This window comes from Leucobacter viscericola (assembly GCF_011299575.1).
In the GTDB taxonomy this organism is placed as follows: domain Bacteria; phylum Actinomycetota; class Actinomycetes; order Actinomycetales; family Microbacteriaceae; genus Leucobacter; species Leucobacter viscericola.
This window is the reverse complement of record NZ_CP049863.1, coordinates 3,594,469-3,609,770: the sequence shown is the minus strand read 5'-3', so window position 1 is coordinate 3,609,770 and position 15,302 is coordinate 3,594,469. Positions and strand designations below refer to the sequence as shown.

16 protein-coding genes, 1 tRNA gene and 1 pseudogene are annotated in these 15,302 nt (G+C 61.3%); 2 read left to right on the top strand and 16 right to left on the bottom strand.

Going from position 1 to position 15,302, the window contains the following annotated elements; all coding sequences use genetic code 11:
- The first annotated feature begins 1 nt into the window (after window position 1).
- Together G7068_RS15725 and G7068_RS15720 are read left to right on the top strand one after the other, a co-directional pair.
- Window positions 2-83: transfer RNA gene (locus G7068_RS15725), tRNA-Leu, on the top strand.
- Between the two features lie 111 nt (window positions 84-194).
- Window positions 195-434: a hypothetical protein gene (locus G7068_RS15720; RefSeq protein ID WP_166292829.1), complete on the top strand. Its 240-nt coding sequence runs from the start codon at window positions 195-197 to the stop codon at window positions 432-434.
- A gap of 6 nt (window positions 435-440) precedes the next feature.
- On the opposite strand, the gene G7068_RS15715 is transcribed toward G7068_RS15720, so the two are convergent.
- From G7068_RS15715 to G7068_RS15640, 16 genes and pseudogenes are all read right to left on the bottom strand, one after another.
- Complete coding sequence (locus tag G7068_RS15715) at window positions 441-1,949, bottom strand: SulP family inorganic anion transporter (RefSeq protein WP_166292828.1); 1,509 nt, start codon at window positions 1,947-1,949, stop codon at window positions 441-443.
- Window positions 1,942-3,417 (bottom strand): pyruvate kinase, encoded by a 1,476-nt coding sequence (pyk, locus tag G7068_RS15710; RefSeq protein WP_166292827.1) that lies wholly within the window; start codon window positions 3,415-3,417, stop codon window positions 1,942-1,944. Before pyk ends, G7068_RS15715 begins: the two co-directional genes overlap by 8 nt.
- Before the next feature lie 16 nt (window positions 3,418-3,433).
- Window positions 3,434-4,468, bottom strand: coding sequence for a prolipoprotein diacylglyceryl transferase (gene lgt / locus G7068_RS15705; RefSeq protein ID WP_166292826.1), 1,035 nt, complete (start codon window positions 4,466-4,468; stop codon window positions 3,434-3,436).
- Window positions 4,469-4,559: 91 nt separating this feature from the next.
- Window positions 4,560-5,354 (bottom strand): tryptophan synthase subunit alpha, encoded by a 795-nt coding sequence (trpA, locus tag G7068_RS15700; RefSeq protein ID WP_166292825.1) that lies wholly within the window; start codon window positions 5,352-5,354, stop codon window positions 4,560-4,562.
- Window positions 5,351-6,613 (bottom strand): tryptophan synthase subunit beta, encoded by a 1,263-nt coding sequence (gene trpB / locus G7068_RS15695; protein WP_166292824.1) that lies wholly within the window; start codon window positions 6,611-6,613, stop codon window positions 5,351-5,353. Before trpB ends, trpA begins: the two co-directional genes overlap by 4 nt.
- 13 nt (window positions 6,614-6,626) lie before the next feature.
- Window positions 6,627-7,397: an indole-3-glycerol phosphate synthase TrpC gene (gene trpC, locus G7068_RS15690; protein WP_166292823.1), complete on the bottom strand. Its 771-nt coding sequence runs from the start codon at window positions 7,395-7,397 to the stop codon at window positions 6,627-6,629.
- 1 nt (window position 7,398) lies between these two features.
- Window positions 7,399-7,632 carry a DUF6704 family protein gene (locus G7068_RS15685; RefSeq protein ID WP_166292822.1) on the bottom strand — a complete coding sequence of 78 codons (234 nt, stop codon included), beginning with the start codon at window positions 7,630-7,632 and terminating at the stop codon, window positions 7,399-7,401.
- 104 nt (window positions 7,633-7,736) lie between these two features.
- The gene (locus tag G7068_RS15680; RefSeq protein ID WP_166292821.1) at window positions 7,737-8,315 is read right to left on the bottom strand and encodes a Trp biosynthesis-associated membrane protein; all 579 of its coding nucleotides are present in this window, start codon (window positions 8,313-8,315) and stop codon (window positions 7,737-7,739) included.
- Window positions 8,315-9,895, bottom strand: coding sequence for an anthranilate synthase component I (locus tag G7068_RS15675; RefSeq protein WP_166292820.1), 1,581 nt, complete (start codon window positions 9,893-9,895; stop codon window positions 8,315-8,317). Before G7068_RS15675 ends, G7068_RS15680 begins: the two co-directional genes overlap by 1 nt.
- 26 nt (window positions 9,896-9,921) lie before the next feature.
- On the bottom strand, window positions 9,922-10,287 hold the full coding sequence (gene hisI, locus G7068_RS15670) for a phosphoribosyl-AMP cyclohydrolase (protein WP_166292819.1): 366 nt from the start codon (window positions 10,285-10,287) through the stop codon (window positions 9,922-9,924).
- Window positions 10,284-11,074 (bottom strand): annotated as a pseudogene (hisF, locus tag G7068_RS15665) (imidazole glycerol phosphate synthase subunit HisF). Before hisF ends, hisI begins: the two are co-directional and overlap by 4 nt.
- Window positions 11,075-11,087: 13 nt before the next feature.
- Complete coding sequence (gene hisG / locus G7068_RS15660; RefSeq protein ID WP_166292818.1) at window positions 11,088-11,930, bottom strand: ATP phosphoribosyltransferase; 843 nt, start codon at window positions 11,928-11,930, stop codon at window positions 11,088-11,090.
- Window positions 11,931-12,026: 96 nt separating this feature from the next.
- Complete coding sequence (locus G7068_RS15655; RefSeq protein ID WP_166292817.1) at window positions 12,027-12,290, bottom strand: phosphoribosyl-ATP diphosphatase; 264 nt, start codon at window positions 12,288-12,290, stop codon at window positions 12,027-12,029.
- Between the two features lie 57 nt (window positions 12,291-12,347).
- On the bottom strand, window positions 12,348-12,638 hold the full coding sequence (locus tag G7068_RS15650; RefSeq protein WP_166292816.1) for a hypothetical protein: 291 nt from the start codon (window positions 12,636-12,638) through the stop codon (window positions 12,348-12,350).
- Between the two features lie 225 nt (window positions 12,639-12,863).
- A complete protein-coding gene (rpe, locus tag G7068_RS15645; RefSeq protein ID WP_166292815.1) occupies window positions 12,864-13,526 on the bottom strand; it encodes a ribulose-phosphate 3-epimerase in 663 nt (220 codons plus the stop codon).
- 27 nt (window positions 13,527-13,553) lie between these two features.
- Window positions 13,554-15,101 carry a helix-turn-helix transcriptional regulator gene (locus G7068_RS15640; protein ID WP_166292814.1) on the bottom strand — a complete coding sequence of 516 codons (1,548 nt, stop codon included), beginning with the start codon at window positions 15,099-15,101 and terminating at the stop codon, window positions 13,554-13,556.
- Window positions 15,102-15,302 lie beyond the last annotated feature (201 nt).

Genomic DNA, 15,302 nt, shown 5'->3' with positions numbered 1-15,302 from the left:
AGCCGGATTGGCGGAATTGGCAGACGCGGCGCACTCAAAATGCGTTGTCGAAAGACGTGAGGGTTCGAGTCCCTCATCCGGCACAAGAAAATCAAAAGCTCGCTGTCAACCCCTCCTGGCAGAACGTTCAGAGCCCTAGAGCAAAAGCACTATGCGCTCTACCATGGGAGTACGTTAGCCAAGGAGGGGAAACGATGTCTCAACCAATGCACGACGCCCACGCTCCGCACGGCGAGAGCCCAACCGAGGCCGCGAATGGGCTCGGAACCGTTCACCACTCACCAAGGGGTGAATCGCTCAATCACCCGATTCTTGACGGGTCAACGGAACACTACGACGAAGACGTGGATCCGCGATTCGGCATGGATAACCCAGAGTTGATCCGCCACACCTCAACGGGAGAAGAAACTCCGACTCCCAATGAAGAATCGTAAGACTCGCTAGTTCTCGGCCCCAAAACCACCCGAGAGTCGCTTGTGAAGCGACGTAGCGGCATCGTCCATGCCCAAGAGTTCGACGCGTTTGCCGCGATGTGAGTACTTCGTGGTGATCGCGTCGAGCGCGGCAACGGTCGACGCGTCCCAGACGTGTGCCTGTGACATATCGATCACGATTCGCTCGGGATCCTCGCCGTACGAAAACAGCGTCGTGAGGTCATTGCTTGAGGCGAAGAACAGCTCACCGGTCACAAAGTAGTGTGCTGTCTCGACGCCAAAGGCCGATGTCACCGTGCGTTCGACCGACACGAAGTGCGCGACCCGGCGCACAAACAGCACCGAGGCGACAAGCACACCAACAACCACACCGATGGCGAGGTTGTGCGTCAGCACGACGACCAGCACGGTCGTCACCATCACAAAGGTTTCGCTCTTTGGCATGCGCCGGAGTGTGCTCGGCGCGATGCTGTGCCAGTCGAACGCCGCAACCGACACCATAATCATCACGGCGACCAGGGCCGCCATCGGGATCACGCTCACCACATCACCGAGCACCACCACTAGCACCAGCAGAAACACGCCGGCCAAGAATGTCGAGACCCGGCTGCGCGCACCAGACACTTTCACGTTCATCATGGTCTGCCCGATAACGGCGCACCCACCCATGCCGCCAAAGAACCCCGACAGCATGTTCGAAACACCCTGCGCCCACGACTCGCGCGTTTTGTTCGAGTGGGTATCGGTAATCTCGTCGACCAGCTTCGCAGTCAGCAGCGATTCCAGCAGCCCCACAATCGCCACCGCAAATGCGAACGGAGCAATGATCGTAAAGGTCTCCCAGTTCAGCGGCAACTGCGGCATAAACAGCTCCGGCAAGCTGCGCGGCAACTCCCCCTGATCGCCGACGGTCGGCACGTTCAGCGAGAACACAACAGCGGCTGCAGTAATCACGACGACAGAAACGAGCGGGGCCGGGATCGCCTTCGTGATCCTCGGCATACAAATAATCACGAGAATTCCCGCGGCCACCAGCGGATACACAAGCCACGGCACCCCGATGAGGTGCGGCAGCTGCGCGATAAACACCAGGATCGCGAGTGAGTTGACGAACCCCACCATCACACTGCGCGGGATGAAGCGCATGAGTTTCGCGACGCCCAGCAGCGCAAACAGGATCTGAAACACCCCTGCGAGAATGATCGTCGCAATGAGGTAGTCAAGACCGTAGGTCGGTGCGATGGGCGCAACAACGAGGGCAACCGCGCCGGTTGCCGCCGTAATCATCGCGGGTCGACCACCCAAGAAGGTGATCGAAACCGCCATGATGAACGACGAAAACAACCCAACTTTGGGGTCGACTCCCGCGATAACGGAGAACGCAATCGCCTCGGGGATCAGCGCAAGGCCGACAACCAATCCCGCCAGTGCTTCGCGAGTCAACAGACGAGGCGAACGAAGCACCCCGAGAACTGAAGGATCCGCGCGATAGCGGGTCGCTTCCAGGCTAGACAAACACCTTGCCTCGGCCAATGACGTGCTTGCGCGGCCCCGCCTCTGGCAGCTGCCCCGTCGCCTCGCCAACGCGGTGAATGCGCAGCGTGTTTGTCGTGCCGACCACCCCGGGAGGGGATCCAGCAATAATCACGACCTTGTCACCGACCTCAAGACGATCGTGATCGAGCATCACCTGATCGACCTGAACATACATCTCGTCGGTGCTGCCAACCCGTTCCACCAGGTAGCTGCGGGCACCCCAGGTGAGTTCCATGCGGCGCCGGGTCTCGGGATCCGGGGTGAACACAACAATCGGCTTTGGCTTACGCAGACGCGACATGCGGCGCACGGTGTCACCGGACTCCGTGAACACGCAGATGTACTTGGCGCCGATAAACTCTGCAACCTCTGCGGCAGCGAGGGTCAGGATCCCGCCCTGAGTGCGCGGAGGCGTGCCGAGGGGTTCGATGCGGTCGAGCGCATGATCCTCAGTTGCCTCGATGATTCGGGCCATCGTGGCGACGGCCTCAACCGGGTAGGCGCCAACACTGGTCTCGCCAGAGAGCATGACCGCGTCGGCACCGTCGAGAACAGCATTGGCGCAGTCGGAGGCTTCGGCTCGCGTGGGGCGAGGGTTCTCGATCATCGATTCGAGCACCTGGGTCGCAACGATAACCGGCTTCGCGTTCTGGCGCGCAAGCTTGATTGCCTCGTTTTGCACGAGCGGCACCTGCTCAAGCGGCAGTTCAACCCCGAGGTCACCACGCGCGACCATGATGCCGTCAAAGGCGTCAACGATCTCTTCGAGGTGTTCAACGGCCTGCGGCTTCTCGATCTTGGCGATGACGGGAAGGCGCACACCCTCCTCGTCCATGATCTCGTGCACTCGCACGATGTCGGCAGCGTCGCGCACAAACGAGAGCGCAATGTAGTCGGCGCCGAGGGCAATCGCCCAGCGCAGGTCTTCTTCGTCCTTATCCGACAGCGCGGGCACATTTACTGCAACACCGGGCAGGTTGATGCCCTTGTTGTTCGACACCGCACCGGGAATCTCGACGACCGTGTAGACGGTGTCTTCTGTCACGCGAACGGCGCGCAACCCAACCTTGCCGTCGTCAACGAGCAGCGGATCCCCAACGTTGACGTCGCCGGGCAACCCCTTGTGGGTGGTGCCGCAGATCTCGCGGGTTCCCACGATGTCGCGGGTTGTGATCGCGAACTCGTCACCAACCTCGAGCTCGTAGGGTCCACCCTCAAACTTGCCAAGGCGAATCTTGGGGCCCTGCAGGTCAGCCAGCACCGCGATAGGGCGACCAACCTCGGCCTCAGCGCGCCGAATGTTGCGGTAGATGCCCTCGTGCACGTTGTAGGTGCCGTGGGACATGTTGAGCCGCGCCACGTTCACGCCCGCACGGATCAGCTCGAGTGTGTGGTCATAGCTGGAGACCGCGGGCCCCCAGGTTGCAACGATCTTTGCGTGGCGCATGTAACTTCCCTGCTGCTTAGGAGTTGGTCGGGCTGGTTAGCGCGGGATCGGCGGCGGCTTCGTTCTCTGAAGCCGCTTCGAGCGCTTCTTCGTTCGAGGCCTCGGCTGATCCCTCTCCACGATCAATCACGTGGTAAAACTCGTCGGGGTTCGAGGTGTGCTTGAGCACTGCATCGGCTGGATTCTGGCGACCCGGCAGGTACGGCGTGAGCTCCAGACCCGGGTGGCGGCGATGCTGCACGATGAGGATCACGATACCGAGCACGGCCGCAAGCGCAGCGGCGAGCACATTGGTGCGCTGGCCGAGGAACAGCAGGCTGGGATCAACTCGCAGCGACTCGGTGAAGGTGCGTCCGATGCCGTACCAGATCAGGTACAGGGCAAAGAACTTGCCCCAGCGCGGGCGCCACTTCCGCTCAATCGCGAGCAGTACGACGATGCCAAGAATGTTCCACACTGCCTCGTAGAGGAATGTCGGGTGGAAGAGCGTGCCCTCGGGAAGCCCAATCGGGAACGCAGGGTTGCTCGACTCGATCTCCAGGCCCCACGGCAGTGTGGTCGGACCGCCGAAGAGCTCGTGGTTGAACCAGTTGCCGAGGCGGCCGATGGCCTGAGCGAGCAGTAGACCGGGAACAAGCGCGTCAGCAAACGAGAGGAAACGAATGCCGGTGAGTCGTGATGCGATGAGTACACCGATCGCGCCGCCGAGCAGGGCACCGAAGATTGCGATGCCGCCCTTCCAGAACGCAAAGACGTCGAGCGGGTTCTTGTCGGGTCCGAAGAAATCGCCCCAGTGGGTGACCACGTGGTAGAGGCGCGCACCGAGGATGCCCATGACCAGCGACCAGACGATGAAGTCGAACACCGCGCCGCGCTCACCGCCGCGCTGACCCAGACGGCGAGCCGTCCAGATCCCGGCAAAGATGATGCCGACGATGATGCACAGTGCGTAGAAGTGGACGACTGGCGAGAACGTAAAACCGAATATTTGGTACGTGCCGAAGTCGATGTACTGCACATCCGGGCTCGGAATACTGAACGGGAGAATCATTCACTTCTCTTTCGCTGGCGACTATCGCCGCTGAATCCTGCTTGCTGGTTCCGCCACGTCATTCAGACGGACGGATCAATCCTAGCGTGCGCTATCGCACTGTTCCTGTAGCAATTTCTCGCACTGTGGCGGCGAGTCCTTCGACACCGCCGTCACGCAGCGCACGAACGAACACCGTGCCAACGATCGCACCGTCGGCGTACTCAAGCGCTGCCGCGACCTGATCTGCCGTGGAGATGCCGATCCCAACACACGCGAGCTCTGCACCGTGCTCGCGCAGGCGCTCAGTGAGGCGACGCGCGGCGGCGTCAAGCTGCGCGCGCTCCCCCGTGATGCCCATCGTCGAGACGGTGTAGATGAAGCCCGTCGCACTGCGAGCGATCATCTCGAGCCGGTCGTCAGCCGAGGTGGGAGCTGCAAGGAACACGCGGTCAAGACCGTGGGCCTCACTAACCGCCATCCACTCTTCAGCGGAGTCAGGTGTGATGTCTGGCGTGATGAGACCAGCGCCACCCGCCGCGGCGAGATCGCGAGCGAAACGATCAACCCCGTACTGCAGAACAGGGTTCCAGTAGGTCATGATCAACACGGGCGTGTCGACGGCCTCGCGCACGCGTCGCACGGCCTCAAACGCCTGTGAGACGTGAAAGCCCGCGTTGAGCGAGGTAAGGGTTGCCTCCTGGATCACAACACCGTCCATGACGGGGTCGGAGTACGGAATACCGAGCTCGATCACGTCAACGCCGCTGCGAGCCATAGCGATCGCAGCTTCTACGCTGGTGTCGAGATCAGGAAACCCGATGGGCAGGTAGCCGATCAGCGCGCCGCGGCGGCTGTCGTTCGCCTCTCGAATGACCCGGGAAACCTGGGACTCACGCGCGCTCATCCCATAACCTCCGTCTGATCGCCATCCAGCAAGCCGAAGTATCGCCCGGCCGTCACCATGTCTTTGTCGCCGCGACCGGAGAGGTTCACGAGAATCACTGCGTCTGGACCGAGCTTCTTGCCGATCCGGATCGCACCAGCCAGCGCGTGCGCCGACTCGATGGCCGGGATGATGCCCTCGGTGCGACTCAGGAGCCGCAGCGCCTGCATCGCCTCGTCGTCAGTCACGGACTCGTACGTCGCGCGACCGAGGTCTTTGAGCCAAGCGTGCTCGGGTCCAACGCCCGGGTAGTCGAGGCCGGCAGAAATCGAGTAGGACTCAGTGGTCTGCCCGTCTGCGTCCTGCAGCAGGTAGGTCTTGGTGCCGTGAAAGACTCCCGGACGCCCCTCGCCGAGGGTGGCGCCGTGCTCACCGGTCTCGATGCCGTGACCGCCCGGCTCGAAGCCATACAGTGCAACATCGGCGTCATCAAGGAACGCATGGAAAATGCCGATCGCATTGGATCCGCCGCCCACACACGCCGCAACGGCGTCGGGAAGCTTGCCGGTCAACTCGAGAACCTGCTCGCGGGCTTCCTCGCCGATAAAGCGATGGAAATCGCGCACCATCTCGGGGAACGGGTGTGGCCCGCCGACCGTGCCGAGCAAGTAGTGAGTATTCTCAACGTTTGCGACCCAGTCGCGGAACGCCTCGTTGATCGCGTCTTTGAGCGTGCGGGACCCGGTCTTAACGGGAATAACCTCGGCTCCGAGAAGCCGCATACGAGCGACGTTCAGTGCCTGGCGCTCGGTGTCGACCTCGCCCATGTAGATCGTGCATTCCATGCCGAAGAGCGCTGCGGCCGTCGCGGTGGCAACACCGTGCTGGCCAGCCCCGGTTTCGGCGATCAGGCGGGTCTTGCCGAGCCGCTTCACGAGCAGCGCCTGCCCCAAGACGTTGTTGATCTTGTGGGAGCCGGTGTGGTTGAGGTCTTCGCGCTTCAAGATGATGCGCGCGCCACCCGCGTGCTCGGCGAAACGAGGCACCTCGGTCAGGATCGACGGGCGACCCGTGTAACTGCGGTGCAGTTCTGCGAGCTCAGCGGCGAATTCGGGATCTTGTTTCGATGCCTCGTAGGCACGTTGAACCTCGTCAAGAGCCGCAATCAGTGACTCGGGCATGTACCTGCCACCGAATTCACCGAAGAAGGGGCCGGTCTGAGCCCGAAGGCCTTGGCCTGATGCTCGCGACGCTGCTGCACCGGATTGCTGGTCTGTCATTTCTGCCTGTCGGTTAGACGCTCAAGTAAGAAGAGAGTGTTGCGATGGGGTCGTTTGTGACGAGCGCCTCGCCAACGAGCACCACATCAGCGCCGGCCTCACGGTAGTGCTGCACATCGGCAACATCAAGCACCGCAGACTCGGCCACACGAATAACACCCGCGGGGATCTGGTCAGCAACGCGGCCAAACAGATCACGATCGAGTTCAAACGTGGAAAGGTCCCTCGCGTTCACACCGATGAGCTGCGAACCAAGATCAACGGCGCGCGCGACCTCGCTCGCGGAGTGTGTCTCCACAAGCGGTGTCATGCCCAGTTCTCGCGTAAAGGCGTAGAGTCGCTCAAGTGTCGCCTGCGGCAGGGCCGCGACGATCAGCAGCGCGAGGTCAGCGCCCGCGGCACGTGCCTCAAGCAGCTGGTACTCATCACCAATGAAGTCCTTGCGCAGTACCGGAATACTCACGGCCTTGCGCACGTCTTCGAGATCAGCGAGTGAGCCCTTGAACTTTCGTTCCTCGGTCAGCACACTCACCACACTCGCCCCACCGGCCTCATACTGGGCGGCAAGCGTGCGTGGTTCGGCGATCTCAGCCAGGTCGCCCCGCGAAGGGCTTGCTCGCTTTACCTCGGCGATGACCTTAATATGTTCCGCCGGAGCGAGCGCTTCGAGCACATCGAGCGCGACAGGGCGCGCGAGCGCCTCGGCCTCAACCTCCGCGAACGGACGCTGTTGCCTCCTGGTGGCCGCATCTTCGAGCGAGCCGGCGAGGAGTTGCTGCAGCACCTTACTCGTGCGTCTTGGGCGAGTACTTAGGCCCGTTGACGCCGTATCCGGCCTTCGAGAGCACAAAACCGAGCAGTGCACCCAGAACCACAACACCAACACACGCGTAAACGCCGACTGGGATGTGCAGGAAGAAGAAGACGGCGCCAGCTGCGACGCCAAGAAGCATCACGATAACTGCTGTCCATGCGGCGGGTGAATCGCCGTGGCCGGGGTCTCCGTGCTGGGTACTCATGAATCTCCTCTAGATGCGAAGTGAACGACTCAAGCCTACCGGATATTCTCAGCTTCTTGAGCCGGTGGTGTTAGCGAGCTGCGTTTGTTGGCCAAGCACCGCAGTTACTGCGGTTGAGTTGGATCGTCGCCCTCGCTCAGCGAATCCCAGTCAGAGATACGATCTGGACCTTCCGACTTCGGGTCTTGACGCTTACGCTCAGCGTCATACTTTCGGCCGGCCGTTCCCCAGCGACCACCCCACACGACAACGGCGATACCCAACAGTGCCGCCACAATACCGAGCACCAGAGTGACGTATCCCCACGGTGACACTTCAGACCACACAATGGCCGACGCTGAGGCGCTACCAGTGATTCCGGTCAGTTCCGTCACCTTGCCGGAGATTGCGCTGAGGGGCGAGGCAAGCGCACTCCAGGTGAGCGCCGCCGATCCAGCACCCAACAAAGCCACAAGTACCCCGAGCACCCTCCGAAACACTGTGCCCGCGATCGTGAGCGCCAAAGCAGCGGCAACGAGGGCGAGAGCGAGTGGGGTGAGCGCGGGGTTGATGTCTTGCCCGGGTACCGTTTCAACCTTATGAACACCCTCGAGCATAAACGACACCCAGGTCTGCGAGCCGGCCAGCAGCGAAGCAGCTCCGGTGGCGGCGATCCCGAGCAGGATCAGTGGCTTAGCGCGCATTAGTTGGCCTCCGCCTTGGTTGACGATCCCGCACGCAGCGGTCGCAGCGTATTGGCCACAGCAACCGCACGCAGGGGCGCAGCCGCCTTACTGAGGCACTCCGCGTCTTCGGTCTCGGGCACAGAATCCGCGACAATTCCGGCTCCCGCTTGCACTACCGCCACACCGTCGCGAATCGTCGCGGTGCGGATCGCAATTGCTAGATCAGCTGCGCCACCGAGGCCGAAGTAACCGACGACTCCCCCGTAAACACCGCGCGGTACGGGCTCAAGCTCGTTGATGATCTGCAGCGCCCGCGGTTTTGGTGCCCCGGAAAGGGTGCCCGCAGGGAACGTCGCACGGAAAACATCGACGGGGTTGTTGCCCGCGCTCACCTGACCCTCGACGGTCGACACGATGTGCATGATGTGACTGAACCGCTCGATGCGCATAAATTCAGTGACCTCAACCGAGGCAGGCTGGCACACCCGCAGCAGATCGTTGCGCGCGAGGTCCACGAGCATGAGGTGCTCGGCACGCTCCTTCTCGTCGGCGAGCAGGTCTCGCTCGTGCTGCTGATCCTCTTCGATCGTCGCACCGCGAGGCCGCGAGCCAGCGATCGGATGCGTAATCGCGTGACCGTTTTCTTGCACCGTCACCAGCGCTTCGGGGCTCGAGCCGACAACAGCAAACGGGTGACCAGCGTTGTCTTCAAGCTGCAGGAGATAGAGGTATGGGCTCGGGTTCAGGTGTCGAAGCACCCGGTAGACGTCGAGCGGATCAGCCGTGCACTCCTGCTCGAATCGTTGAGAGGGCACAACCTGGAAAATATCCCCGTCAACAATGTGGCGCTTCGCCGTTTCGACGGTCGCCATAAACTCAGCGCTGGTCGTGCGGCGGGTGGGATCCGGTATCGCGTCAGGATCAAGCGCCCCCAGCGGTGATGGGGTGGGTGCCGAGAGCGCCTCTTGCAGTGCGTCCAAGCGGCCTTGCGCGTCAGCCCATTGCTCGTCAGCAGTTGCTGCCTCGGCGTCGTTGAGCGCGTTCACCAGCAGAACCACGGAACCCTCACGGTGATCAATGACCACGAGTTCGGAGACAAAGCTGAGTCCCTGCGACGGTAGCCCGGATCCTGCACCCGCAGCCGCCGCACCACCCTCGATGCGCTCGAACTGCCGCACCGTGTCCCAGCCCATATAGCCAACAAATCCGCTCGCAAGCGGGGGCAAGCCCTCGACCTGCGGCGATCTCCAGCGCTCGTAGACTGCTCGCAGTGCCTCGACCGGCGCGAGCGCGCTCACGCCGCCCGGCAATAGCCGCTCTTCGGAGAGTGTTGGTCCGCTCGTGTTTTCGGCCCAGTGGGCCTGCCCGTCGCGCTCACCGAGCACACCAAAACTGCCCGCGCCGACAAAACTGAAACGGGTCCACACGCCACCCTGCTCCGCTGATTCGAGCAGGAAGGTTCCCGCACGACCACCGGCTACCTTGCGGTAAATACCAACGGGGGTGTCAGCGTCCGCGAATATCTCGCGGCACACGGGAAGAACGGCGTGGGATGCGCGCGCAGCATCAAAAGCGGCTCGCGTTGTCGTCAGAGTCACCGTCACAGCCTATCGCGCTGTGACTCCTAAGCGGGTGAGTCGGGATCACCCACGAGGGCCGGAATCTCGCGATCTGTGAAGCAGCTGCGAGTGCCGGTGTGACAGGCTGCACCGATCTGAACGACACGCACAAGCAGAGTGTCACTGTCGCAGTCGGCGGCGACACTGCGCACGTATTGCCTGTGCCCCGACGTGTCTCCCTTGCGCCAGTACTCGCCACGCGAGCGCGACCAAAAGGTCACTCGACCGGTCGTGAGCGTGCGACGGATCGCTTCGTGATCCATCCAGGCGAGCATCAGAACCTCACCGGACTCATCATCTTGAATGATGGCGGGAAGTAATCCGTTTGCATCGAAAACGAGATCTGCGGGAACCGGATCGAGGGGGTTCATGCGCGTGCTCCTGCTTCGGCACCCGTGAGTCGAACCGTGTGACCAGCATCGGCAAGCGCCTGCTTCACCTGTCCGACCGTAAACGTGCCGTCGTGAAATACCGACGCTGCAAGCACCGCGTCAGCGCCGGCGTCGACCGCTGGAGCGAAGTGTTCGAGCTTGCCCGCACCACCCGAAGCGATCACCGGTACGGTCGCGAGCGCGCGCACCGCTGCGGTCAGCTCAAGATCAAAACCCGCAAGTGTGCCGTCCGCATCCATCGAGTTCACGAGTAGCTCCCCGCGCCGCGCTCCACTGCCTCGCGACACCACTCAAGCGCGTCGAGGTCGGTCTCACGCTTGCCGCCGTGGGTGGTCACGACGAAGCCCGAGGGCATGCGGTCGCTGCGCTTCACGTCGAGCGACAGCACAAGCACCTGCGCGCCAAAACGATCCGCGATTTCGCCAATCACCGCGGGTCGTGCAATCGCACCGCTGTTGATCCCGACCTTATCTGCCCCAACCGCCAGCAAGCGCGCAACGTCGTCAACTTCACGCACACCGCCGCCAACAGTCAGCGGAATGAACACTTGCTCGGCGGTGCGCTGCACCACGTCGTAAGTGGTTGATCGATCGTCAACGGTCGCCGTGACATCAAGAAAGGTAAGCTCGTCGGCGCCCTGCTCCGCGTAGCGGGCAGCGAGCTCGACGGGGTCTCCCGCGTCTCGCAGGTTCAAAAAGTTGACGCCCTTTACGACGCGGCCACCCGCAACGTCGAGGCAAGGAATCACGCGTGTTGCAACTGACATGTCGGCTCCTTAGTTACAGGCGTGCAGCGTGGATCGCGGTTACGAGGATCGCCTTTGCGCCCAGGTCGTAGAGGCGATCCATCACCTCGTTTGCCTCGTCGGCGCACACCATGACCCGCACGGCAACCCACTTCTCGTCTCGCAGCGGCGAGACGGTGGGTGATTCGATACCGCCAGCGACCGCGATCGCCGCATCAAGCTGCTCAACCGGTAGGTCGTAGTCCATGAGCACATACTTGCGCGCGACAAGCACACCGCGCAGGCGGCGCAGTAGCCGGGCAATGCCGGGGTGTTCGTATTCGCCACGGATCAGCACCGCGGTTGATTCGAGGATCACCGGGCCGAAGATCTCTAGACCAGCTGCGCGCAGCGTCGCGCCCGTTGACACAACATCAGCGACCGCATCGGCAACTCCAAGCTCAACAGCTGATTCGACAGCACCGTCAAGCTGCACGAGCGTCGCTTCGACCCCGTGCGAGCGCAGGAAGTCGTCTACGAGCTTCGGGTAGCTGGTCGCGACGCGACGGCCCTTGAGATCAGCGATCTCAGAGATGTCGCCAGCCGCGGGCGCGGCAAAGCGGAACGTAGAGTCTGCAAAGTCGAGCTCGGCTATCTCGCTGGCGTCTGATCCCGAATCGAGCAGCAGATCCCGGCCCGTAATGCCAACGTCGAGCGCATCGGACCCCACGTAGGTGGCGATGTCACGCGGGCGCAGGTAGAAGAACTGAACGTCATTGCGAGCGTCGGTGTGCACGAGTGTGCGGCTGTCGCGGCGGCCAGAATAGCCAGCCTCGGCAAGCATTTCGGCGGCAATTTCAGAGAGTGAACCCTTGTTGGGAACGGCAATACGCAGCATGGTCGAGTGGATCCTTCCGTGGTGGCCGTGTCGCGGCCGGAGTAGGGAAATCAGCGGCTGGCGTCGGCGCGGCGGATGGGAACCGTCACGCCAACGCTAGAGATGCGAGTACACGTCTTCGAGCTTGATGCCCTTTGCGAGCATCATGACCTGCAGGTGGTACAGCAGTTGGCTGATTTCTTCGGCGCACTCGTCTTTCGACTCGTACTCGGCGGCCATCCAGACCTCGGCTGCTTCCTCCACGATCTTCTTACCGATCGTGTGCACACCGGCGTCGAGCCGTGCGACAGTGTCGCTACCCTCCGGGCGGGTCGCCGCCTTCTCGCCGAGCTCAGCGAACAGTTCATCGAAGGATTTCACCCGTTTAGTGTATCTCGTTCTGAAGAAGGCCTCGTTCGCGTTGAGATTCGACCGACTCTAGTTCCTTTTGAGGCCGACTAAACTTCGGTGTGGACCTTCGAAACGCGCGACCGCAACCTTCACCTCAACAATTTCGTTTTCAAGGGATTCTAAGCGGCTCTCAACACGATCAATACGGCACTCAACACGATCAATACGAGCATCAACTTGATCAAAGCGAGCATCAATGTTCTTGAACCGCGCTTCGAGCCGATGTTCCAAGCGGGTGATCAGTCGATGCATGCCGCCGAACACGGCAGCAACCGCACCGATAACGACCGTTATGGCGATAACAACATCGGGAGACACGTACACACCTCAATTTTGCCTTCAGGTTGGTCACATGGCAAGCATTTAATAGGCATTGCCTAAGAATTTGACATGTTTAGTTGAGGTAAAGTTTAGGTTTGAATCAATACGTACGTGGCGCAAATAACAGGATGTGGATAACTTGCACTTAGGTTTCTGAAGCTAGGGTCTGTGAGCGAATCCCGCTGCGTCAGACTCTCTCACTTCAGGCATCTTGCGCAAAAACTAGTGCTGATGCCTACCAGCGGCAGCGCGCAACTGCGCGATCCGGTCTTCGGGAACACCACCGTAGACGGCAGAACCTGCAACAAAGGTGTCTGCTCCGGCCTCGGCCGCGATCCCAATCGTATCCACCGTAATACCACCGTCGACCTGCAGCCAGAGGTCGAGCCCCAGCTTCGACTTCGCTTCTGCGAACTGACGCAGCTTCGGCATCATGTCGACCATGAACGACTGGCCACCAAACCCTGGTTCGACGGTCATCACAAGCACCTGATCGAACTCCGGCAATAATTCGAGGTACGGCTCGGGATCGGTGCCTGGCTTCAGCGCGATGCCAGCGCGAGCACCAATCTCTCGAATCTTACGCGCGAGAGCCACAGGATCGGCCGCTGCCTCGGCGTGAAACGTCACGGAGAACGCGCCGAGCTCCGCATACCCGGGCGCCCAGCGGTCTGCGTCAGAAATCATCAGGTGCACATCGAGCGGGATCGGCGAAACCGCTTGAATGCGCTCGACAATCGGTGGCCCCATCGTGAGGTTCGGCACAAAGTGGTTATCCATCACGTCAACGTGCACCAGATCGGCAGAGCTGATGGCTTTCAGCTCAGATTCGAGGTTCACGAAGTCGGCGGAAAGAATGCTCGGGTTAATGCGCTGCGCAGTCACGAAACTAGCCTACGTTACTCGAACGCTCTAATGGCTTTCAGAGGCCAGAAGTAGGTGCATGCGAGTGGCAATGCGGATGGCCTCACCACGCGAAGAGCAGCCGAGTTTTCGATAGATCGAACGAAGCTGCGACTTGATGGTGTTCGGTGAGACGTGAAAGAGCGTCGCGATACCGCTCGTTGAGTCGTTTCCGACGAGCGCGTTGAGCACCCGCAATTCGCTGTCGGTGAGAACAGGGCGGTGGCTCATCTCGAAGCGTTCGGCTCCCTCGGTGAGGTCGTCAAAGACTTCCTTCGAATCACCGGGTAGGCGCTCAAGCACCTTCTCAACCAGTTGTCGCGGCATGATCGAGACGATCCTTCGATTATCGGGATTACGCGCCACCCGCAAAACATGCATCGCGGTTTCAGAGTCGATGTCATCAGAACGCGCGAGGTCTAACCATGCGGTGAGAACGGCCGACTCAGCTCGCTGAGCTGGCCCGAGCGCCGTTTCGTGGGCAATTGCCTGGAGATCTCGGGCAGCGAGCTCGAGGCGTCCTTCTTGCAGGGAGAGCCTGGCCATCGCGAGCCGCGTAAAGACACCTACCTGGCTTCTCTTATCGGCCACCCGCCGCGCGTACGCTAACTCACCGGTTGCCAGCAGCGCTTCAATGGTGCCCGCGCCAATAACGTCGTAGGCGAACGAACCCGGCTGTACCGGGTGGGAATCTTCGGTCAGACGAACAGCTTCTAAGGCGTCCTCGGGTTCCTGCCGCAAAATGAATGCACGTGTGCGCGCAAGGAGCGCGAACGGCCAAATCATCTCAATGGAGTCGTGCGGCTCCAGTTTCATGAGCCGTTCATCTAGGTTGTCGGCCACACGATCAACCGCGATCAGCGCTGCGGCGGTGTTCTCAGTTGAAGCGGTGGCGTTGTGATGCGCGAAGACTGGTGCGGGCAACCCCTCAAGCTCACGCAACACCCGCTCCGCATCCCCCAGGGCTCCTCGCACGGCGTGCGCGAGCGCAACTCGACCGAGCGCCATGCGTTCCGCATAGGGCTGCATTGAAAGCTTGCCCAGCTGCCGCGCGGTGGCAAATTCAAGAAGTGCTCCGCTTGAATCACCGGCGATCAGCATCGTAGAACCGATCTGATGATGGAAGAACCACAGTGGCCCGTCGAGACGATCGCGAGCCGCGACGCTCGTGTGCTGCAGGCGATCCTTCAACCGTTTTGCATACAGGATCGCAGCGCCAGTGTCGCCGCTCGCCCTGGAAGCGATGTTTTGGGCGAGAATGAGAAAATCAACCTCTTCAGGGCTCATTCTGCGAGCGTCCTCTGTGAACGCAACCGTCTTAAAGGTTCGCGAGGTTCGCGCAAGAATGGCCATCATCGGGTGCACCAGACGCAATGTCGGATGCCGCTCGAGCAGCGCACTGTCAAGGTCTGACACGGCGGCTGTGAGTCGTTCCATATGGGAAGTCAGTAGCGGCCAGATGTTGGCCGCGGCCACACGAGCAATAGTCTCAGGGTGTCCGGATTCGATAGCGCGATCTAGCTCTTCCAAGGCGCCAACCGGATCGTTGAGATTCATGTCGCCCTGGATTCAACGAGCTTCCGGTTTGAGTACATGATTAGTGCCCCCTTTGCTGCGCCCCCTACAGCGCCCACCCCCTCCCTTCACGTCAAGGAACGTCAACGTGAAGGGCTGCGTTTTCCGCCAAACAGACCCAGGGCATAACCCCCAGGTTGCGTTGCGGATACTAATCTTCACCCTAGCATCACCCTGACGCAA